The sequence below is a fragment of the Bacillus sp. S10(2024) genome (assembly GCF_050473865.1).
In the GTDB taxonomy this organism is placed as follows: domain Bacteria; phylum Bacillota; class Bacilli; order Bacillales; family Bacillaceae_G; genus Bacillus_A.
Window position 1 is genome coordinate 1,279,332 of sequence record NZ_JBFLUR010000002.1, and the last position, 18,403, is coordinate 1,297,734.

General features: G+C 35.1%; 15 protein-coding genes, 1 riboswitch and 1 other annotated feature (1 of these 17 running past the window's edge). Of the genes, 6 read left to right on the plus strand and 9 right to left on the minus strand.

Annotated elements, in window-relative coordinates; translation table 11 throughout:
• Window positions 1–117: a binding site (T-box leader), on the minus strand (it extends 94 nt beyond the left edge of the window).
• A 265-nt stretch (window positions 118–382) separates the two neighbouring features.
• Window positions 383–1,201: a pyrroline-5-carboxylate reductase gene (proC, locus tag AB1280_RS06615; RefSeq protein ID WP_429755290.1), complete on the plus strand. Its 819-nt coding sequence runs from the start codon at window positions 383–385 to the stop codon at window positions 1,199–1,201.
• Window positions 1,202–1,366: 165 nt separating this feature from the next.
• Here proC and AB1280_RS06620 read toward each other — a convergent pair whose 3' ends face one another.
• From AB1280_RS06620 to AB1280_RS06635, 4 genes are all read right to left on the minus strand, one after another.
• Complete coding sequence (locus tag AB1280_RS06620) at window positions 1,367–2,494, minus strand: NAD(P)/FAD-dependent oxidoreductase (protein ID WP_429755291.1); 1,128 nt, start codon at window positions 2,492–2,494, stop codon at window positions 1,367–1,369.
• A 163-nt stretch (window positions 2,495–2,657) separates the two neighbouring features.
• Window positions 2,658–3,953: an MFS transporter gene (locus AB1280_RS06625; protein WP_429755292.1), complete on the minus strand. Its 1,296-nt coding sequence runs from the start codon at window positions 3,951–3,953 to the stop codon at window positions 2,658–2,660.
• A 118-nt stretch (window positions 3,954–4,071) separates the two neighbouring features.
• Complete coding sequence (locus AB1280_RS06630; RefSeq protein WP_429755293.1) at window positions 4,072–5,289, minus strand: MerR family transcriptional regulator; 1,218 nt, start codon at window positions 5,287–5,289, stop codon at window positions 4,072–4,074.
• Between the two features lie 61 nt (window positions 5,290–5,350).
• Window positions 5,351–6,829, minus strand: a complete 1,479-nt coding sequence (locus tag AB1280_RS06635) for an amidase family protein (RefSeq protein ID WP_429755294.1) — start codon at window positions 6,827–6,829, stop codon at window positions 5,351–5,353.
• Window positions 6,830–7,124: 295 nt separating this feature from the next.
• Between AB1280_RS06635 and secY the strand changes: the two genes are divergently transcribed.
• The 3 genes from secY (at window position 7,125) to AB1280_RS06650 (ending at window position 10,041) form a co-directional block, all read left to right on the plus strand.
• Complete coding sequence (secY, locus tag AB1280_RS06640; RefSeq protein ID WP_429755295.1) at window positions 7,125–8,429, plus strand: preprotein translocase subunit SecY; 1,305 nt, start codon at window positions 7,125–7,127, stop codon at window positions 8,427–8,429.
• 500 nt (window positions 8,430–8,929) lie between these two features.
• Window positions 8,930–9,784: a creatininase family protein gene (locus tag AB1280_RS06645; protein ID WP_429755296.1), complete on the plus strand. Its 855-nt coding sequence runs from the start codon at window positions 8,930–8,932 to the stop codon at window positions 9,782–9,784.
• Window positions 9,781–10,041, plus strand: coding sequence for a sensor histidine kinase (locus tag AB1280_RS06650; RefSeq protein ID WP_429757296.1), 261 nt, complete (start codon window positions 9,781–9,783; stop codon window positions 10,039–10,041). The genes AB1280_RS06645 and AB1280_RS06650 overlap by 4 nt, the downstream gene beginning before the upstream one ends.
• Before the next feature lie 31 nt (window positions 10,042–10,072).
• On the opposite strand, the gene alr is transcribed toward AB1280_RS06650, so the two are convergent.
• The 5 genes from alr to AB1280_RS06675 all read right to left on the minus strand — a co-directional run bounded on the left by alr (window position 10,073) and on the right by AB1280_RS06675 (window position 15,750).
• Window positions 10,073–11,251 carry an alanine racemase gene (gene alr / locus AB1280_RS06655; RefSeq protein WP_429755297.1) on the minus strand — a complete coding sequence of 393 codons (1,179 nt, stop codon included), beginning with the start codon at window positions 11,249–11,251 and terminating at the stop codon, window positions 10,073–10,075.
• A gap of 47 nt (window positions 11,252–11,298) precedes the next feature.
• The gene (locus AB1280_RS06660; protein ID WP_429755299.1) at window positions 11,299–12,213 is read right to left on the minus strand and encodes a D-alanine--D-alanine ligase; all 915 of its coding nucleotides are present in this window, start codon (window positions 12,211–12,213) and stop codon (window positions 11,299–11,301) included.
• On the minus strand, window positions 12,210–13,667 hold the full coding sequence (locus AB1280_RS06665; protein WP_429755300.1) for a PLP-dependent aminotransferase family protein: 1,458 nt from the start codon (window positions 13,665–13,667) through the stop codon (window positions 12,210–12,212). Before AB1280_RS06665 ends, AB1280_RS06660 begins: the two co-directional genes overlap by 4 nt.
• A 467-nt stretch (window positions 13,668–14,134) precedes the next feature.
• Window positions 14,135–14,632 (minus strand): DUF421 domain-containing protein, encoded by a 498-nt coding sequence (locus AB1280_RS06670; protein ID WP_429755301.1) that lies wholly within the window; start codon window positions 14,630–14,632, stop codon window positions 14,135–14,137.
• A gap of 239 nt (window positions 14,633–14,871) precedes the next feature.
• Window positions 14,872–15,750 (minus strand): SDR family oxidoreductase, encoded by an 879-nt coding sequence (locus tag AB1280_RS06675; RefSeq protein WP_429755302.1) that lies wholly within the window; start codon window positions 15,748–15,750, stop codon window positions 14,872–14,874.
• A 228-nt stretch (window positions 15,751–15,978) separates the two neighbouring features.
• On the opposite strand from AB1280_RS06675, the gene AB1280_RS06680 reads away from it, so the two are divergent.
• The gene (locus tag AB1280_RS06680) at window positions 15,979–16,431 is read left to right on the plus strand and encodes a PH domain-containing protein (RefSeq protein ID WP_429755303.1); all 453 of its coding nucleotides are present in this window, start codon (window positions 15,979–15,981) and stop codon (window positions 16,429–16,431) included.
• Between the two features lie 230 nt (window positions 16,432–16,661).
• Window positions 16,662–16,781, plus strand: a riboswitch (glycine riboswitch).
• Window positions 16,782–16,888: 107 nt separating this feature from the next.
• Window positions 16,889–18,256, plus strand: coding sequence for an alanine/glycine:cation symporter family protein (locus AB1280_RS06685; RefSeq protein WP_429755304.1), 1,368 nt, complete (start codon window positions 16,889–16,891; stop codon window positions 18,254–18,256).
• Window positions 18,257–18,403: the final 147 nt, after the last annotated feature.

Genomic DNA, 18,403 nt, shown 5'->3' on the forward strand with positions numbered 1-18,403 from the left:
TTTCGTTTAAGACTCAGGGATAGGTTCGATAATTTCTATACGAGGAATCTTTCAGCCTGCGGATTCCACTCTCTTGCGCAAGAAGACATATGTACTAGTTCCCTTCAACGATGTTCACTTTAATTTTTATATAGTATGCGCTATAATGCATTTTTATGTCAAGAGATATTTTAGAAAATAAGGAAGGTGCCAAGTTTAATTCCTGTTAATAAGTGATTTCTATATATTTTTTGTATTGCAAAAAGTTATATACTCTCTTAAAATGTTTTTTTATACGAATCTTGGTATAGTTTATTTCTTCTGTACGAGATATCATTGTTTTTTTAGTATAATAATACCGAACAAATAAAATTTATAATAAAAGGAGCAAGAACGAGTTATTATGAACAAACAAATAGGATTCATCGGATGCGGAAACATGGGTATCGCTATGATAGGTGGAATGATTAACAAAAATATAGTTTCTTCGGATAACATAATTTGTTCAGATATAAGTGCCATTCATTTGAAAAATGCTAGTGAAAAATATGACATAACTACAACTACTGACAACAATGAAGTAGCTAACAATGCTGATATTTTAATTTTATCAATTAAACCAGACCTATACTCATCAGTAATTAACCAAATAAAAGAGCAGATAAAAAACGATGTAATAGTCGTAACTATTGCTGCTGGAAAAAGTATTAAGAGTACTGAGAATACTTTCGGCAGAAAGTTAAAAGTAGTTAGAGCAATGCCTAATACACCTGCTCTTGTTGGAGAAGGAATGTCTGCGTTATGTGCGAATGAAATGGTTACAGAAAAAGATCTAGAAGACATACTAAATATATTTAGTAGTTTTGGCCAAACAGAGATCGTAAATGAAAAATTAATGGATGTTGTAACATCTGTAAGTGGTTCTTCTCCAGCATATGTATATATGTTTATAGAAGCCATGGCAGACGCTGCTGTACTAGATGGTATGCCAAGGGCTCAAGCATATAAATTCGCAGCTCAAGCTGTATTAGGTTCTGCAAAAATGGTACTTGAAACAGGAATACATCCAGGCACACTTAAAGATATGGTTTGTTCTCCAGGTGGAACGACAATAGAAGCTGTAGCAACATTAGAGGAAAAAGGTTTAAGAACAGCTATCATTTCAGCTATGAAACGTTGCACTCAAAAATCTGTTGAAATGTCCAGTTTAACTAATAAATAAGAAACTATGTTTAGGGGTATCGTAACATGGCCATCAAGCTAAGTAATCCTTTTCTCTTTACAACAAAAAAGAATCTTAATTCTTATAAATAGTTGTTTTATGAATTATTTTTTTTAGGCTGATAGGCATGTAGTGATACCCCTATATGTAATACATACTATGTATCTAACTCTTTAGTTGTTCAATTGCTCCCGCTATATCATAATAACTAAGATCCAGTTCTGTCGGTTTTCCAAGGGCCAGTTTCGCAAGTTCAGAACCTAGAAAAGGTCCTGCCGTTAATCCAGAAGCACCAAGCCCATTGGCAACAAGTATGCCATCAAAATTAGGTAAAGCGCCAATTACCGGTAGGAATCCTGGTGTAAATGGCCTATATCCAACTCTCGTTTCCATCATCGTGCTACTTGATAAACCTGGAGCGACTGATAGTGCTTTATCAAATACTTCATGTAATCCACCAGCAGTTACTCTGTAATCAAATCCAGTGTCATTTTCATGCGTTGCGCCTATTACTACACGGCCAGCTTCAAAAGCAAGAATATATTGATCATTTGGCGGCATAACAACTGGCCAATTGTCTGTATCCACGTCTGATACTTGAAGATGAACAATTTGCGCTTTTTGGAATGTAACTAAGAAATTAACGCCAAGCGGTTGCAATAACTCATTTGCCCAAGCACCAGCAGTTACAATCACTTGATCAGCTGTTAAAGTTTCACCCTCAACTTCAATACCGATAACTCGATTGTTCTCATGTACTAATGATGCATTTCCTTTCATATATACTGTACCATGTTTTTTTGCTGCATTTACAAGAGCTTGACGAAGTGCTCTACCGTTTACACGAGCAGCACCGCTAATATGCACAGCACTATACTCTTCTGATAGTGGTGGAAATAGCTTTTTCGTTTCATCTGATGACAAACGTGTAATTTCACCAATTTCTGGAGCATCCTCTCGTCGTTTATACGCTCGCTCCTCCATCTGATCTAATTTTTTCTCTTCTGTATGAAGACTAATAGCTCCTACACGTTTATAACCAATATCTTTTTCATCATCCGCTTCTAATTGTTCAATTAAGGAAGCATAGTAACGAGCCCCACCTTTCGCCATTTGATACCAAGCTTTGTTACGGCGCTGTGATAACCAAGGACAGACAATTCCTGCTGCTGCATCTGTCGCCTGCCCTAAATCTTGACGATCAACCAATGTAACCCGAGCTCCTGTTTTTGCAAGATGATAGGCAGTAGACGCTCCAAGAATCCCAGCTCCAACTACAATATACGTTTTCATTTCTAACACCTTTTCCTTTTTATATCTTTATTTTAGAAATTTAATCTATAAATAAGCAAACATTACCTTTAAGGTGAATTTCTTTATTCAGTATACTTGAAGGGGAGTTTTTTTCAACTATAACGACGATTTTTATTACGCAATAAATCGTCATTATAATAAATCAAATACTTATATTTTCTGAAGTTAGTTCAAATTTCAATTTATTGGCTGAACGCATATTAAATAGCAAGAATAACATTCCTCCTGCAACAGGCATGACATAAGAAGGAAGGATATTTAATAGAGCTCCTGATGAAATCATCGCTATAGGAAGCATGATTTTCGCGATACTAATGCCAATGCTTAGTACTCTACCTCTATATTCATCTGGAATCTCTTTTTGCATAAAATAAGCGAGAGGGATATCAATTAGCGCTATGAACAACCCAAACAAGAACAAGACGACAATGAAATAACAGGTATAAACGATGGAGTTCAGTTGTAAGCTTTTCAGCATAACTGGAACTCCTAATAGACTCATACAAATCGCTAAAGCAAAACTTACATATTTTAAAAGAATGGAATAGGAAATTCTTTCTGTGATTTTCTTTACCAATAAAGCTCCTAAAATCATCCCCATCGGAAAGGCCCCTTGGATCATGCCAAACTCTTTTGACCCTAGCTTTAGAACTGTATTGATCATATACGGTAATGGAACAGTCACTGCAAAGCCAAGAAAGAAATTAATTAATATTAAAATCGTAAACATGCTCTTAATACTTTTTCTTTCGAATAAAAAGTTAAATCCGTCCTTTATATCACTTATTAAATGAATTTTCACACCTGAATGATCTTCGTTTGTTTGGAAATTGAAAAGTTTAAAATGAATAAACATCATTGATAAACCAGAAAGGATAAAAGAAATTCCATTCAAAATAATAAAAGTTCTGATATCAAAAATTACAAAAATAATCCCTCCTAACATGGGACCCATAATCAAAGAGACTGAGTCAATTATTTTACTAATAGAATTAATATTCATCAACATTTTTTCAGATACAATGTTTGGCTTAGCTGCTTCTAAACCTATTCCAAAGAAAGTAGTAAACACCGTCAAAAGAAAGGTAGTAGCGTAAATGATGAGTAAATTCAATTCATATTTCATACATAATATATAAACAGAAACTAGCAGGATTCCGCTAAGAAAATCCATAAAAATAACTAACGTCTTTTTATTCACCTTATCCGCAATCACCCCAGCAAATGGGTTGATAATAATCATCGGAATAGTGCCTAATACGAGGGTAACGGCAAAGCTTAACGCCGAGCCCGTCAGTTTTAAAACGTATAACCCTAACGCAAAATTATAAATAGCTGTACCAAATATTGAGACAGTCTTTCCTGTAGAATAGAGAAATAAGTTTTTCATTTCTTTTTTGTTCTTTTCGTTACTTACACTCATTTGTAGTGCTTTCATTAATCCTCCACCTCACTTAACTTTTTATACAATAAGGTTAAGCTGCCGGGTGAACCCAATATCAATAGGTGTAATCCATAAAATTTTAAGGGGAAATGAAAAAAAGATAGGGTTAACCCTATCTTTTGCCAAAAAATGAATATGAATAAATTTCTTCACCTTGCACAAAGAAATTTTCGTACTTCCCACCTCGATCAACATATTCAGAAGTCCTTTCCTCTATAGGAATATACTTTAAATTGTTGATGTTTTCCTGAATTTTTCTAGCTATAAAGTTGTCTCTGAATTTAGCTTCAATTTTGCTTTTGGTGCTAAAATTTTTAAAAGCAATAAATGTTCCCAATAAGTAACAATTAGGTTTGAAAAGGTGAACTACTTCACGAAGCAAAAACTTTTCATGTTCAAAGCTATAATTACTAGTACCCGAATGATCAATCACGATATCGACGGAGTGATCTTGTATTGGTATATCTAAAAAATCAGCACAAATAAAGAGGATGTTTCTTCTAAAACCAGTTCTCTCTAATACACTTTTTAAAAATCGGTGCCGCTCTAAGTTGCGATCCGCGGCAATATATAAGCAATTTTCCGGTAATTCCTGATAAATATTTCGCAGAAAAAAACCGAATCCTGATCCTAACTCAAGTAATACTTTATCGCTCAAATCTAATTGAACGAGTTTTCTCTTTGACCATTCTCCACTTTTATGAATACTTTCTAAATAAGCTGGATCAGTTGCATGAATATATTCAAGAACATATTCTTCATGATAAGGACCCGAAGCCGATTGAAATGAATTACCAACTTTTAAAATACCTGATTCAACTAGATATTCTTCACCGCAATTGCAAATTAACTTCCCATCCAAAATCTGATTTCTATGAATGATCCCATCTTGAAGAATAAGTTTCCCACTACATTTTAAACATTTCAACATATCGAGTACTTTAAAATCAATTCCCATTATCGAACTCGAGCCTTCAGGTTTTGCTGATAGCTTATCTAATTTCGTCTTTAGCTTGTCCTTTATTTCTACTAAATGATTTATTTCCTGCTCAACATGCTCATATTTATCCATAAATAAAGATTGATAGTACGTATCATGTTCATAATCTGTAAATTTACCAAAATTTTTATAAAGAAACAATTGTTTAATCTCGTTTAAACTAAATCCCATCCCTTTAAATTCTAAAATAATCTCTAAAACGTTTTGACAGCGCTCATCAAAAAAATAATGACCTCCCTTCTTTTCAGGCACAATCAATCCTAAGTCCATATAATGCCTAATTGTATCGATACTTAATTTATTGACTTCTCCAAATTTACCAATCTTCACTATATCACTACCCGTACATATTTTTTATTCATCAATTCTGCTTTTCTTACATCAAAAACAACTATACTTTTTCTATAAAACTAGGGGGTTTCCGAAATCTTGTTGCTTGCTCAAAAGCATAACCAATCTTAATTAAAGTCCCTTCAGTAAATGCCGTTCCAGCAAAAGTAATGCCAAATGGACGACCGTTTTCCATATATCCTGCTGGTAAAGCAATTGATGGATAACCTGCTTTTGCAGAAAGAGTAGACCCTACATAAGCCGGGAATAAAATGGCATCTAGGTTACATGTTTGAAGTGCAAAATCTATTCCTTCATTCTGTGAATAATAAAGATCTTCTAATTTCGCCATTATGTATTCTGAATTACTTAATGTATTTGGTAGAGATCTTCTATATTCAAGCATGTTTTGTCCATACTTTAATGCCTTATCCCCCAGTTTATTATTAAATTCTATTAATTCGTGATCACTATGAACGGGAGCGTATGACGGTAATTGATACAGATAATTACCTAAACTATGTTTTATTTCATACGTTGGCACTTCATAACCCCATTTTCTATGAAAAGAAGGGATTTCAATATTCTCTATTACTTCTGCTCCCTCTTCTTTCAGAATGTGAATCACTTGAGAGAATAAATGTTCATCGAACTCACCTGGTAGAAAATTTTCTTCAGAAACTCGCTGAAACACACCAATGCGAGCTCCCTTTAATCCACTCTTATCTAAATATTCTGTATAATCTTGTGCAGCATCTACTTCACAACGATAAGTTGCTGGGTCTAGTTCATCTTTGCCGCTCAATACACTTAATAAAAGAGCAGCATCTTCTACAGTTCGAGCAATGGCCCCTGCAGTATCTTGTGAATACGTAAACGGCATGATACCCGATCTACTAATCAGTCCAACAGTCGGTTTAATACCAACTACAGAGTTTTGTATTGCTGGACTTAAAATAGAGGCATCTGTTTCTGTACCAACTGATAATACCGTAAAGTTTGCAGCAACTGCCGCAGCGGAACCAGAACTGGATCCACCTACAAAAAATTCTCCAGGACTATAAGGATTAAGAGTTTGGCCTCCTCTTGCACTATATCCAGCCCACATTTTTAGCGACATACCATTTGCTAATTCTGTCATATTCGTTTTTCCTAAAATAATAGCTCCTGCGTCTCGAAGCTTTTTAACTAGAAACGCATCTTTTTGACTCACATGATTTTCTAAAGCAAGCATACCAGCGCTTGTATGCATTTTATCTCCTGTTTCTATATTATCTTTCAATAAAACTGGAACCCCATGAAGAGGTCCTCGTTTTCCTTTTTTCTTTCGCTCATAATCCAATGATTCAGCAAGAAAAATCGCATCTGGATTTATTTCAAGTATAGTGTTTATATTAGGACTGGCTTTATCATACTTTGCGATTCGATACAAATAATACATAACAAGGTCTTTTGATGTTAACTTACCAGCTTCCATCGCTTCTTGAATCTTTTCAATCGTTAACTCTTCCCCATCTATATTCGGTAACTGAAATTCCATAAAGTGAACCCCTTTTTAAGAAAATTATAACAATTCACCTCACCTATAATCTAGTAAAAATCCTTTGTATGTATCTTTTTATCCTTCCCTCTGTACAAATATTTGTTTTATAGTTATATTATGGTTATTGAGTTGTTACGAAAACATAAACATCGCTCTATTTTATATCCGTAAACTGTTTGAAAATCCATTTGTCATAATGAATTTTATTCGGAAGGAGGTTTGCAGTTTATACGTGAGGATATAAAAACTAGTTTTACTTTACATAATTAGTAAACATATAGGAGGCGACATGATGTTTCGTACAATTTCAAACTTTATGAGAGTAGCTGAGATCAGAAGCAAAATTCTTTTTACTTTAGCGATGTTAATCGTTTTTCGGATTGGCACATTCATTCCAGTTCCTCATACTAATGCTGAGGTTTTAAAAATACAAGATCAAACAAATATTTTAGGAATGCTTAATGTATTTGGCGGAGGTGCCTTAAAAAACTTTTCCATTTTTGCAGTAGGCATCACACCGTATATTACAGCTTCCATCATCGTTCAGTTATTACAGATGGATGTCGTTCCTAAATTTGCAGAGTGGGCAAAACAAGGTGAAATGGGTCGCAAAAAATCAGCTCAATTTACCCGCTACTTTACAATTGTTCTTGCATTCGTTCAGTCGATAGGAATGTCTATCGGCTTTAACAATATGGCTGGTGGACAATTAATAACGGATCCAGGCCTAAAAACCTACTTATTAATTGCTACCGTATTAACTGCTGGTACTGCGTTTTTAATGTGGTTAGGTGAACAAATTACCGCAAATGGAGTAGGCAACGGAATTTCAATTATTATTTTTGCAGGTCTTGTGGCAGGAATTCCGAGTATTATGAATCAAATATACTTACAACAAATTCATAATGCTGGAGATCAACTCTTTATGCATATTATAAAAATTGTATTAATTATTTTAGTCGTTTTAGCTATTATCGTTGGTGTCATTTATATTCAACAAGCAAATCGAAAAATTCCTATACAATATGCAAAAGCTTCTAATGGGAACAATCCGTATCAAGGAGCAAAAAATACACATTTACCTCTTAAGGTAAATAGCGCAGGGGTTATTCCTGTTATCTTTGCTTCCGCATTTTTAATGACGCCGCGAACAATTGTGCAGTTATTTCCAAGTTCCGCAGTGTCCAAATGGATCAATACAAATCTTGATTTTACACATCCAATTGGAATGTGTTTATATGTTGGACTCATTATTGCATTTACATACTTCTATGCCTTCGTTCAAGTAAACCCTGAACAAATGGCCGAAAACTTGAAGAAGCAAAACGGGTATGTTCCAGGCATTCGACCAGGGATTATGACAGAGAAATACGTTACAAAAATCTTATATCGCTTAACTTTTGTTGGAGCAATTTTTCTAGGATTAATCTCTATTTTACCAATTATATTCACAAAAATTTCTGATTTACCAGCTTCCGCTCAAATTGGCGGGACGAGCTTACTCATTATTGTCGGTGTTGCTCTAGAAACGATGAAAACGTTAGAAAGCCAGCTTGTAAAACGTCACTATAAAGGATTTATTAAGAAAGTGAATTAACATTTTATTTTATACAAACCCCTCTTATATATCGATGTTTTTACGATAAATAAGAGGGGTTTCTTTTGTAATAACTCTTGTGTTGTTTCAAATATTTCTATATCTAAAAAAGTTTTTAATGGCATCAAGACGTATTTTATGATTACAATCTTCACAGCAAATTACCTCATATGAAAGTATTCTTATCCCTCCACATGATTCAACACTCTTGCAAATTGTGCCGAAAACTTACTAGAAATCCCGTCTTTCATACCGAAACACAGAATATTTTCATTCAATCGAAAAATCCTTTCATCATAGCCAGCTGCAAATACATGTTTTTAGTTTTATTTTAGATTTAATACAAAATTTTTCTTTTCTAATTGAATAGTAACGGAACAGGGTAAGCAAAAGGAATAATTATAGAAGGTAAATTTCTAACTATATAATTAAGTTATTTAACTACATTATAGTCTACAAATTGAATAACTTAATGTAAATATATGAACTGGGGAGGATTCATGTATTCTATTTTTAAAGATACTGTTGTTGATATGACATGGTTAGAAATTGAAGAGGCATTACAAAAAGGTGCCGTGGTGCTATCACCAACTGGTGTGATTGAACAACAAGGGCCCCACTTACCTACGGGGGTAGATATTTACGAGAGCCATTATATTTGTCGTTATATAAAGGAAAGATTAGAAAAAGAGAACATTCCAGCTATAATAGCACCTCCTTATTATTTTGGTGTAAATCATATTACGGGCGCATTTCCCGGTTCTTTTACATCAAGAAAGGAAACCGTACATGCAGTCTTATTCGATATGTGGGAATCCCTATTCAGATGGGGAGCAAAGCATATATTTGTCATTGATATACACGGAGATCAACAGCATGGTGATGCGCTGATAGGAGCAATTAGAAAGACAAGGCAAACACTAAATATTGATGTTCGTTCGGTTATTGCTAATTTGTTAGCAGATCAGTTTGGGATCACGAAAGACCAAGAAGAATTTTTGATTTTTGATATTGATTTTTCCTTTGGTTCATTTGAGCCTCCTCCTCGCTATCCAGATTTTCATGCAGGGACGCAGGGAACCGCACGATTTCTAAAATATTTTCCCGATTTGGTAAGGAAAGAAAAAATCAAGGAACTAGCACCTAGGCTATTAAGCAAGGAAGATCTGGAAGAGTGGCAAAAAGGAGGCGAAAGAACTAAATCGATTGCCCCAAAAGGATATGTTGGAAATCCTCAAGGTTATACTCCCTTCTTATCAGAGGATAAGTTAGATTTTATAAGCGGCTTTATTGAGTTTGCATCAAGGGAGATAATTCGATTTTACACAATCCTGAAAATACCGATATATGCATAACACTTTCTGATGATGACAAAAGTGTAGTAATCCATATTATGGACAATGGCGTTGGCATGTCCTCTCATATGCTAGAAAATCTTTTTCAACAATATTACCGTGGAACAACGACTGATGCTTCCTCTGAAGGTACTGGACTTGGAATGGCAATTGTCTATAAACTTGTACTTGCTCATAATGGGACAATCTCTGTCGAGAGCGAACTTTCAGAAGGTACATCATTCAATATTGTATTACCAAAAAAAGGATGTCCATGAGACAACATGTCTTAAGACGTCCTTATCTGTACTATAGACTTTTTCGTAGTTCGTTTATTATTTCAATTGGCTTATCATCTTTTATATAGATACGAGGTATCCTTCTGCTTAACATACAAGTAACCTCATAGTTAATCGTACCTAATGTATCTGCAATCTCATCTACATAAAGCGATTCCTTTCCTTGACTTCCATAAAAAACCACTTCATCACCAACATGTACAGGCATTGCCTTTGTAACATCCAGCATTAATTGATCCATACAAACACGACCAAGAACAGGCACACGAATTCCATTAATCAATGCATATCCTTTATTTGATAATTGACGATTGTAACCATCCGCATATCCAATTGGTACAGTCACAATCCATTCCTCACCCGTTGTTACGTACGTATTCCCATAACTTACACCACGATTTTTTTTCGCTTGCTTAATATGAGCTACTTTCGACTTTAATGATAATGCAGGTTTTAAAGACACGGCTGTATAATCTACCTCTTTTGAAGGATACATACCATAAATCCCAATTCCAACACGAACCATATTTTGAAACGTATTACCAAGCTCCATTGATCCGGCACTGTTTGAACTGTGAATATAAGGAAGATGAATTCCTAGCTCTTTCGCTATATTTACAGCTTTCTCAAATAAACCCGTTTGCATATTTGTATATGTTTTATCGGCTTCATCAGCTGTAGAGTAATGTGTAAACATACCTTCTACTTCTATATATTTCATGTTTTTTAGTTCTTCTAAAAACGGCAAGACTTCCTCTTCTTGTAGACCAATACGGCTCATTCCTGTATCGATTTTCACTTGAATACGTGCGCTCTTTTCAAGCTGATTGGCAATTTCATTGATACCCTTTAAATCCTCTATTCTATATACCGTTATCATGATATTATGCTCAACAGCATCTTTAACAGCATCAACTGATGTATAGCCTAAAACTAAAATTGGTACAGTCACTCCTGCCTCGCGCAGTTCAATTCCTTCATCTACAAATGCAACAGCAAGTTGATGAATTCCTGCTTCAATTGCTGCTTTTGCCACTTGAACTGCTCCATGGCCATACCCATTCGCTTTGACAGCTGCCATCATTGTAATATTTTCATCGTTCACACGCTTTTTAAATTCTCTCACATTATGTTTTACAGCATCTAAATTCACTTCAACAATCGTATCTCTTCCATATCTCGAACTCATCGGTCTAAACTCCTAACTCAATAGTTGCTTTCCATTCTATTTCTAATTTAAAAACCTTCGTTTCTTCTAGTCTGTAAAGAGACTTCAATAATCATATCCAATAGCTTGCTATAAGAGATTCCCACGGCATGAGCGCTTTTGGGTAGTAAGCTATTTTTTGTCATCCCTGGCAGTGTATTCACTTCCATGACATATGGGATTCCATCTTTTATAATCATATCAACTCTAGCATACACACTGCATTTTAATGATTTATAACATGCCATCGCAGCCTCAGCGACACGCTTTTGAGTTGTGACCGGAAGTTCTACAATCTCTTCAACCGTAGCCGCATCATCGTACTTCGCATGATAGTCAAAGAACTCAGCTACATGTTGAATCGAAATAATCGGTAAAAGTTTTCCATCCAAAATGGAACAGGTAATTTCTTCACCCTTTATATATTTTTCAATTACAATTTCAGAATCCCATTTTAATACATCCACAAGCATAGATAATAAAGTATCCTTATCGTATACGATTTTTACTCCTACACTAGAACCACCTGAATTTGGTTTTACAACTAACGGATATCCCATTTTATCTATTTCATCAAATTGAAGCTCTTCCATATTTGAAATATGAATCCAATCCGGTGTTTGAATGCCCTCATAACGAATAATTTTTTTCGACATATTTTTATCCATACAAATACTGCTTGATAACATGTCACTTCCTGTATATGGAACGCCGAGGGTTTCAAGAGTACCTTGAATCGTGCCATCCTCCCCGTATTTTCCATGTAGTGCTAACAGGGCAATATCAAGATCTCCTAGCTTTTCAACAAGCTCTTTTTTATCATTAAGTTTAATAGGAACGACTTCGTACTTACTCTTATCCAAATGTATAACCATTTCTTTCCCTGTCATAATGGAGACTTCTTTTTCGGAGGAAACTCCTCCCATAATAACGCCAACTCTCATTTTTCCAACTCCCAATTTTCATTTTTTAAGGTATCACCAATTGTCCTAATTCCATGGACAATATCCGCTTCTTTTAACCGGGAAAATCCCAATCGAAATGTATTACTTCCCCCTCCATCTGTGTAAAAAACATCCCCTGGAGAAAAAACAACTCCCTTTTGATAGCATTTTTTCAAAAGCATACGTGAATCCATTCTTTTTTCTAATTCTATAAAAAGATGTAGTCCACCATCTCCAGTCATTCTTTTAAAAGGAATATATTGATTGCAAGCATGAACGGCTAACTCATATTTTTTCTTATAAACTGCCTTAGCTTTTTTTAAATATTTTTCAAAATAACCATCATGCAAATATTGATAAAGCACCGCCTGATCCATTGTAGACGTATGAATCGTCCGTGCCCTTTTCACACTTTCCAAACAGTGGATTAATTCCTTATCTGCTAAAATCCATCCAACACGTAACCCTGGAAAAAGAATTTTTGAAAAGCTACTGATATAGATAACATTGTTGCCAGGACCGGCGAAAGTCATTAACGGAGCTAAATGGGAACCTGAATAGCGTAATTCCTCATTAAATCCATCCTCTACGATAGGAATTTGGTGTTTTGAAAAAAGTTTCATAATTTCAGTCCTTTTTTCCGAGGATGTGACTATCCCGGTTGGATTATGATAAGACGGAATTAGATATGCAAAATCAAAATCCATTTCGGATAATTTTTTCTCAACTTGATCAATATCAATGCCATCATCTTTCATTTCTATCCCGTGTATATCAAATCCATGTAATCGAAAAAGTTTTAGTGCAGCATGATGAGTAGGATTTTCACAAATAATACGTCCAGATTTTTTAGCTAAAGAAGACAATAAAATATCCAAACCCTCGGTGAAGCCATTCGTGATAAGAATATCTTTATTGGAAATGTCTACTCCTTTCATTTCCATGTAGTGAAGAAGATAATCAATTAGAGGTTTATAACCTTTGGCATATCCGTAGTTCAAAACAATATCACCTTCAATGGACATTCGAGTCAGAAAAGCTCTCTTAAAATTTTCAACATCAAAAAGCTTTTCATCTGGAGCAATGCTATTGAAGGAAATCATGCCTTTTTCCCAACGAACACCGTGCTTCATTAAATCTAATTCATCAGCTAGCGAGGTAACTTCATTGACCTTTTCTTTCCAGTTTAGTTCGATGGATGGCGCTTTTGATGTTTCAATCTCACCTACAAAATTTCCTTTTCCCTTTATTGCATAAATTAGACCTTCTTGCTCCAAATCCGCGTAAGCAGTGAGAACAGTATTTCTGCTGACCGATAATAATTTACTAAGTTCTCGAGTAGATGGAAGTTTCTGGTTCTCCAGCAAGTGTCCTTTCATAATCATTTTTTTTAAATAATCCTTTAATTGAACATAAACAGGACGATTATCCACTATCTTAAAATCATTAAACACTTCCTTGCCCCCTTGTTATCATTTTTGCATAACAATATCTATATCAAAAGGTCCACAACATATGTATTTTCTTTAACTAGTGGTATGGTGGTTTTAAAACCATTCATACCACTTTAATATGAAGAATGGTGCAGATTAAAATTCACTTTAGCTTCTTAACCAATAATAATTTAGACATTTTAATTATCGACCTTCTTTATAAATGATACATTAGTAGATGTTTCGTAATCTCCAAGTAGATCTTTGGTATGTTAGAAAATCTTTTTCCACAATATTACCGTGGAAAAACAGCTGATCCTCCTCTTAAGGTACTGGACTTAGAATAGCAATTGTTTATAAACTTGTACATGCTCATAATGGTACAATCTCTGTCTAGAGGAATCTTCAAACAGGACATCATTCAATATTGTATTACCGAAAAAAGACGTCCATAAGACAATAAGTCTTAAGACGTCCTTTCATTTTTCTTATTCTTTAGAAATATACTGACGCAGAACCTTTTCTAACACTTCACGAGTAACAGGCTGTGCTTGAGCATTTAATTGATATCCGATACGACCGTTTGGCTCTGCAGTTGCTTGCTGTAATGTTTGAATGTCATGAATTCCCTGTCCTCTTAAATGCATAAATAATTGCTGCTCTGTCATTTTGGCACGCTTTAAGTTATCCTTTAAAATTTGTCCATCTCTAATAATAACGATCGTGTTACCATCTAGAAATCGTTCTACCTTTCGTGATTTCAATTCTAGATAATGAATGATAAGTAGCACGGCAGAAAATATACAGGCAACTAATATAGTTGGTCCTAACTTCTTACTTAATACAGGCTCTACAATTATGCGTCCAATAGATACAACGACAATAATTTCAGCTCTTGTCATCTGACTAAGAGACTTACTTCCAGCAAATTTTAAAACGATAATACCTGTACTGATTAGAATGATACTTTCAAAAGCAATGTTCATCTATATTCCAATCCTTTTACAACAATCTATACATAGTATTACCTTTTTCAAATTATTCTTAACCTTAATTTACTTCATATAGAAAAGAGTATGTTCCAAACATACTCTTAAACAGTTCAAAAAATTCTCTTATTTATTCCGTTTATCTATGTTTTTGGGTTACATGTCAAAGCTAAATTACCATTTTGCAACCCTATGAATATTAAAAGACGATTTTGTAACTACATCATTATATTTTTTTATAAAGTATGTTTTACATGTTCTTCAAAATATTTTCCCCAATCAGGCTGTCTTCCATCTATATCTTTAAATTTATATTCTCTTGCTAACTCCCACGAACTAAGTGCTTTTCCTGTCTTCTTATGAACATTAGGATCACTCGCTAAAGCAGCAATTGCTCTTCCGATAAAAAATGGTGTTTCTGATGCGATAAAGTGCGGATCTTTTTTTGCACCTTCTTGCCAATTTTCTTCTGTCACACCAAATATATCTAACATAGCTTCAGAACGTAAAAATCCTGGACTGACTGCAACAGATGTGATGTTGTAGGGAGCTAAGTCTCTTGCCATTGCCTGAGCTAAATGAATTGTGGAAATTTTAGCAAGGCTATAAAACATATTTCCTCGATATTCGTAATCAACACCATCTGTAATTTCAATAACGAGCCCATTCTTATTTTTTACCATAAGCGGAACACCATAATGACTTGTTATGATATGAGAATGTACAGCGGTTGTTTGCATTTGAATCCCATTATCTAAATTATGTTCCCAAAATGGTACATTCCACTCTGTTAATGGATCGCCTCCCCATACATCATTTACTAAAATATCTAACTGTCCATTCTGCTCTTTTTCAATTTTTACAAATAAAGCTGCTACATCTTCTTTCACAGTATGATCAACGCGAACCGCAATTCCTTTTCCGCCTAGTTTCGTTACAAGTTCAGCCGTTTCTTCGATAGTCTCCGTTCTTCCCATTGATGATAAGTTTCCTTTTGTACTTCTTCCTGTTACATAAACAGTTGCACCCGCTTCACCGAGCATCATCGCAATGCCCCTTCCAGCACCACGTGTTCCACCTGCTACTACTGCTACTTTCCCTTGTAATGATTTCATGTATTTCTCCTTAACATGTTATTTGATTACACTTTATTTCAAAAATGATTCTCTTTCCTTTTCATTCTGCCAACTAAATTCAATATAAACTACTTTATTTTCAATATTCTTCTCTGAAAATAATATATTCTTAATTATACACGCGGGAACATGGTAATATTTTTATAAAAATAAAACATTCCTCAATTCTGATAGGAAAACATCTCACACAATTAAGAAGGTAATGTAATGAAATGGAAAGTAAGGCGAGACCGAGGATATTGGTATAAGATGATTGGAATCCTCCTTTTATCTAATACACTCCTCTCACTTCCACTTTGGTTAGATGAAACATTGAATTCTGTAGATTGCCTCATTATTCCAAGTATCATTTTTATATTTGATTTATTTATGTTATGGATTATATTTGTGATTCGCTATGAATTGCGAGAAAAGAGTTTATATGCAAGATGCGGTCCTTTTTGGTGCAGTGTTCCCTATGAAAATATTACTGGAGTTCACCCAACTGATGATATGCTTATCGGCTTTCGCCTAGCAGCTGCATTTCACGGTGTTGAAATTCACTATCCAAATACTTTGCTTGGCAGTGTTAAATTGTCACCAGAAAACGAGGAATTGTTCATACAAACTTTATTTACTAGGTTTCCACATTTACAAAATAGTGAAGCGAAACAGCACTAATTCAATACGTATTTACTCTTATGACGCAGAAGGATACATATCTGTATGGGAGATCCTTTTTCATTTCTTTCTTGACTTACCATACAATTCATGACTATAATTACTCATGTTAATTTCATAGCATTCGGATGAACCATACAGGAGAAGATCTTATGATCTACCGATGGGGCAAAAAGCTGGTCGGACAGCTTTGAAACTCTCAGGTCTTGTATTCAAGTAGAACTGTATGGGGACGAATCTCTGGAGAGACTCCCTCCTGTTGCAAGCAACATGGAGGAAACAGAGCACCGAAGGAGCAAATCCGCTATTTCAGCGGATAATCTCTCAGGTAAAAGGACAGAGACAAGCGACAGAAAATACCGATTCCCGAATCGGTTTATTTTTCTATTCCTTGTATCTCCAGAGACCATTTCGTTTACATGAAATGGTTTTTTATTTTTTCTAAAGGAGAGTAAAGATGGAAACAGTAAATCAAGTATTAGAAGTAATCAATCATTATGTATGGGGGCTACCGACACTGTTACTACTTGTTGGGACAGGAATACTCCTTACAGTACGTCTACGAGGCCTACAATTTATCAAACTATTATATGCGCATAAGCTAGCATTCGGAAAATCAGAGGATAACTCATCTAAAGGAGATATTAGCCATTTCCAAGCGTTAATGACCGCCATGTCTGCTACTATCGGGATGGGGAATATAGCTGGTGTTGCTACCGCAGTGTCTATCGGGGGACCTGGTGCAGTATTTTGGATGTGGATTACAGCCTTGTTTGGAATGGCAACAAAATATTCAGAAGCGATTCTTGCAGTTAAATATCGCATGCATGGTGCTAACGGAGAATACTCTGGAGGCCCGATGTATTATTTAGAACATGGGTTAGGAAAGAAATGGCTCGCTATATTATTTGCTATTTTCGGAATAACAGCTTCATTTGGAATTGGAAATATGGTGCAGTCTAATTCAGTTGCTGAGGCGATGAAAATTAATTTTTCCGTATCCCCGGTCATATCAGGAATCGGAATGGCTCTTTTTATCGCAATTGTTATTTTAGGCGGTGTTAAAAAAATAGGAAAAGTGACCGGTTTTTTTGTTCCAATTAAAGCTTTCTTTTATATCATTGCTGGACTTATTATTATTTTTTATCATATAGGTCAAATTCCAGAAGCTTTTCAGCTTATTTTCTCAGGAGCTTTTCATGGCACTGCAGCTGCTGGAGGCTTTGCCGGAGCAACTGTTGCTTCAGCTATTCAAATCGGGATGGCCCGAGGTGTGTTCGCAAACGAGGCTGGACTTGGAAGTGCACCGATTGCTGCCGCCGCTGCAAAGACTGACTCCCCCGCTAAACAAGCACTCGTATCTATGACAGGTACATTTCTTGATACATTCGTCGTATGTACAATCACTGGTTTAGTACTGATCACAACAGGCGCTTGGAATTCTGGTAAAACAGGCGTTGAAGCAACGACCTTTGCATTTCAAACTGTATTTGGAAGTGCGGGAAGTATGATACTTGGCATTGCGATTATTTTATTTGCCTATTCGACCATGTTAGGCTGGTCATATTACGGAGAGAAATGCGTTGAATATTTATTTGGCCCTAATGCGGTTCGTTACTACCGTCTTATTTTTATCAGTATAATCATATTTGGAGCAAACTTAAAACTAGGACTAGTTTGGACATTTTCTGATATTGCAAATGGGCTAATGGCAATTCCGAATTTAATCGGTCTAATCGGATTAAGCGGGATTGTTGTTACAGAAACACAACGGTTTTTGCAGGAAGAAAAATCAAACATTTCTAACAATCAGATTGCAAGTTAATTTAACTTTTTCTTGTGAATCCCCCTCCTTATCCACCTTTGAACTGTACTCTATAAAATGGACAGTTTAATAAAAGACCATAAAAAGTCAAGCACTTAGAAGATGTTTTCGATACGCTATCGGAAACATCTTTTTTAGTGTCCATGA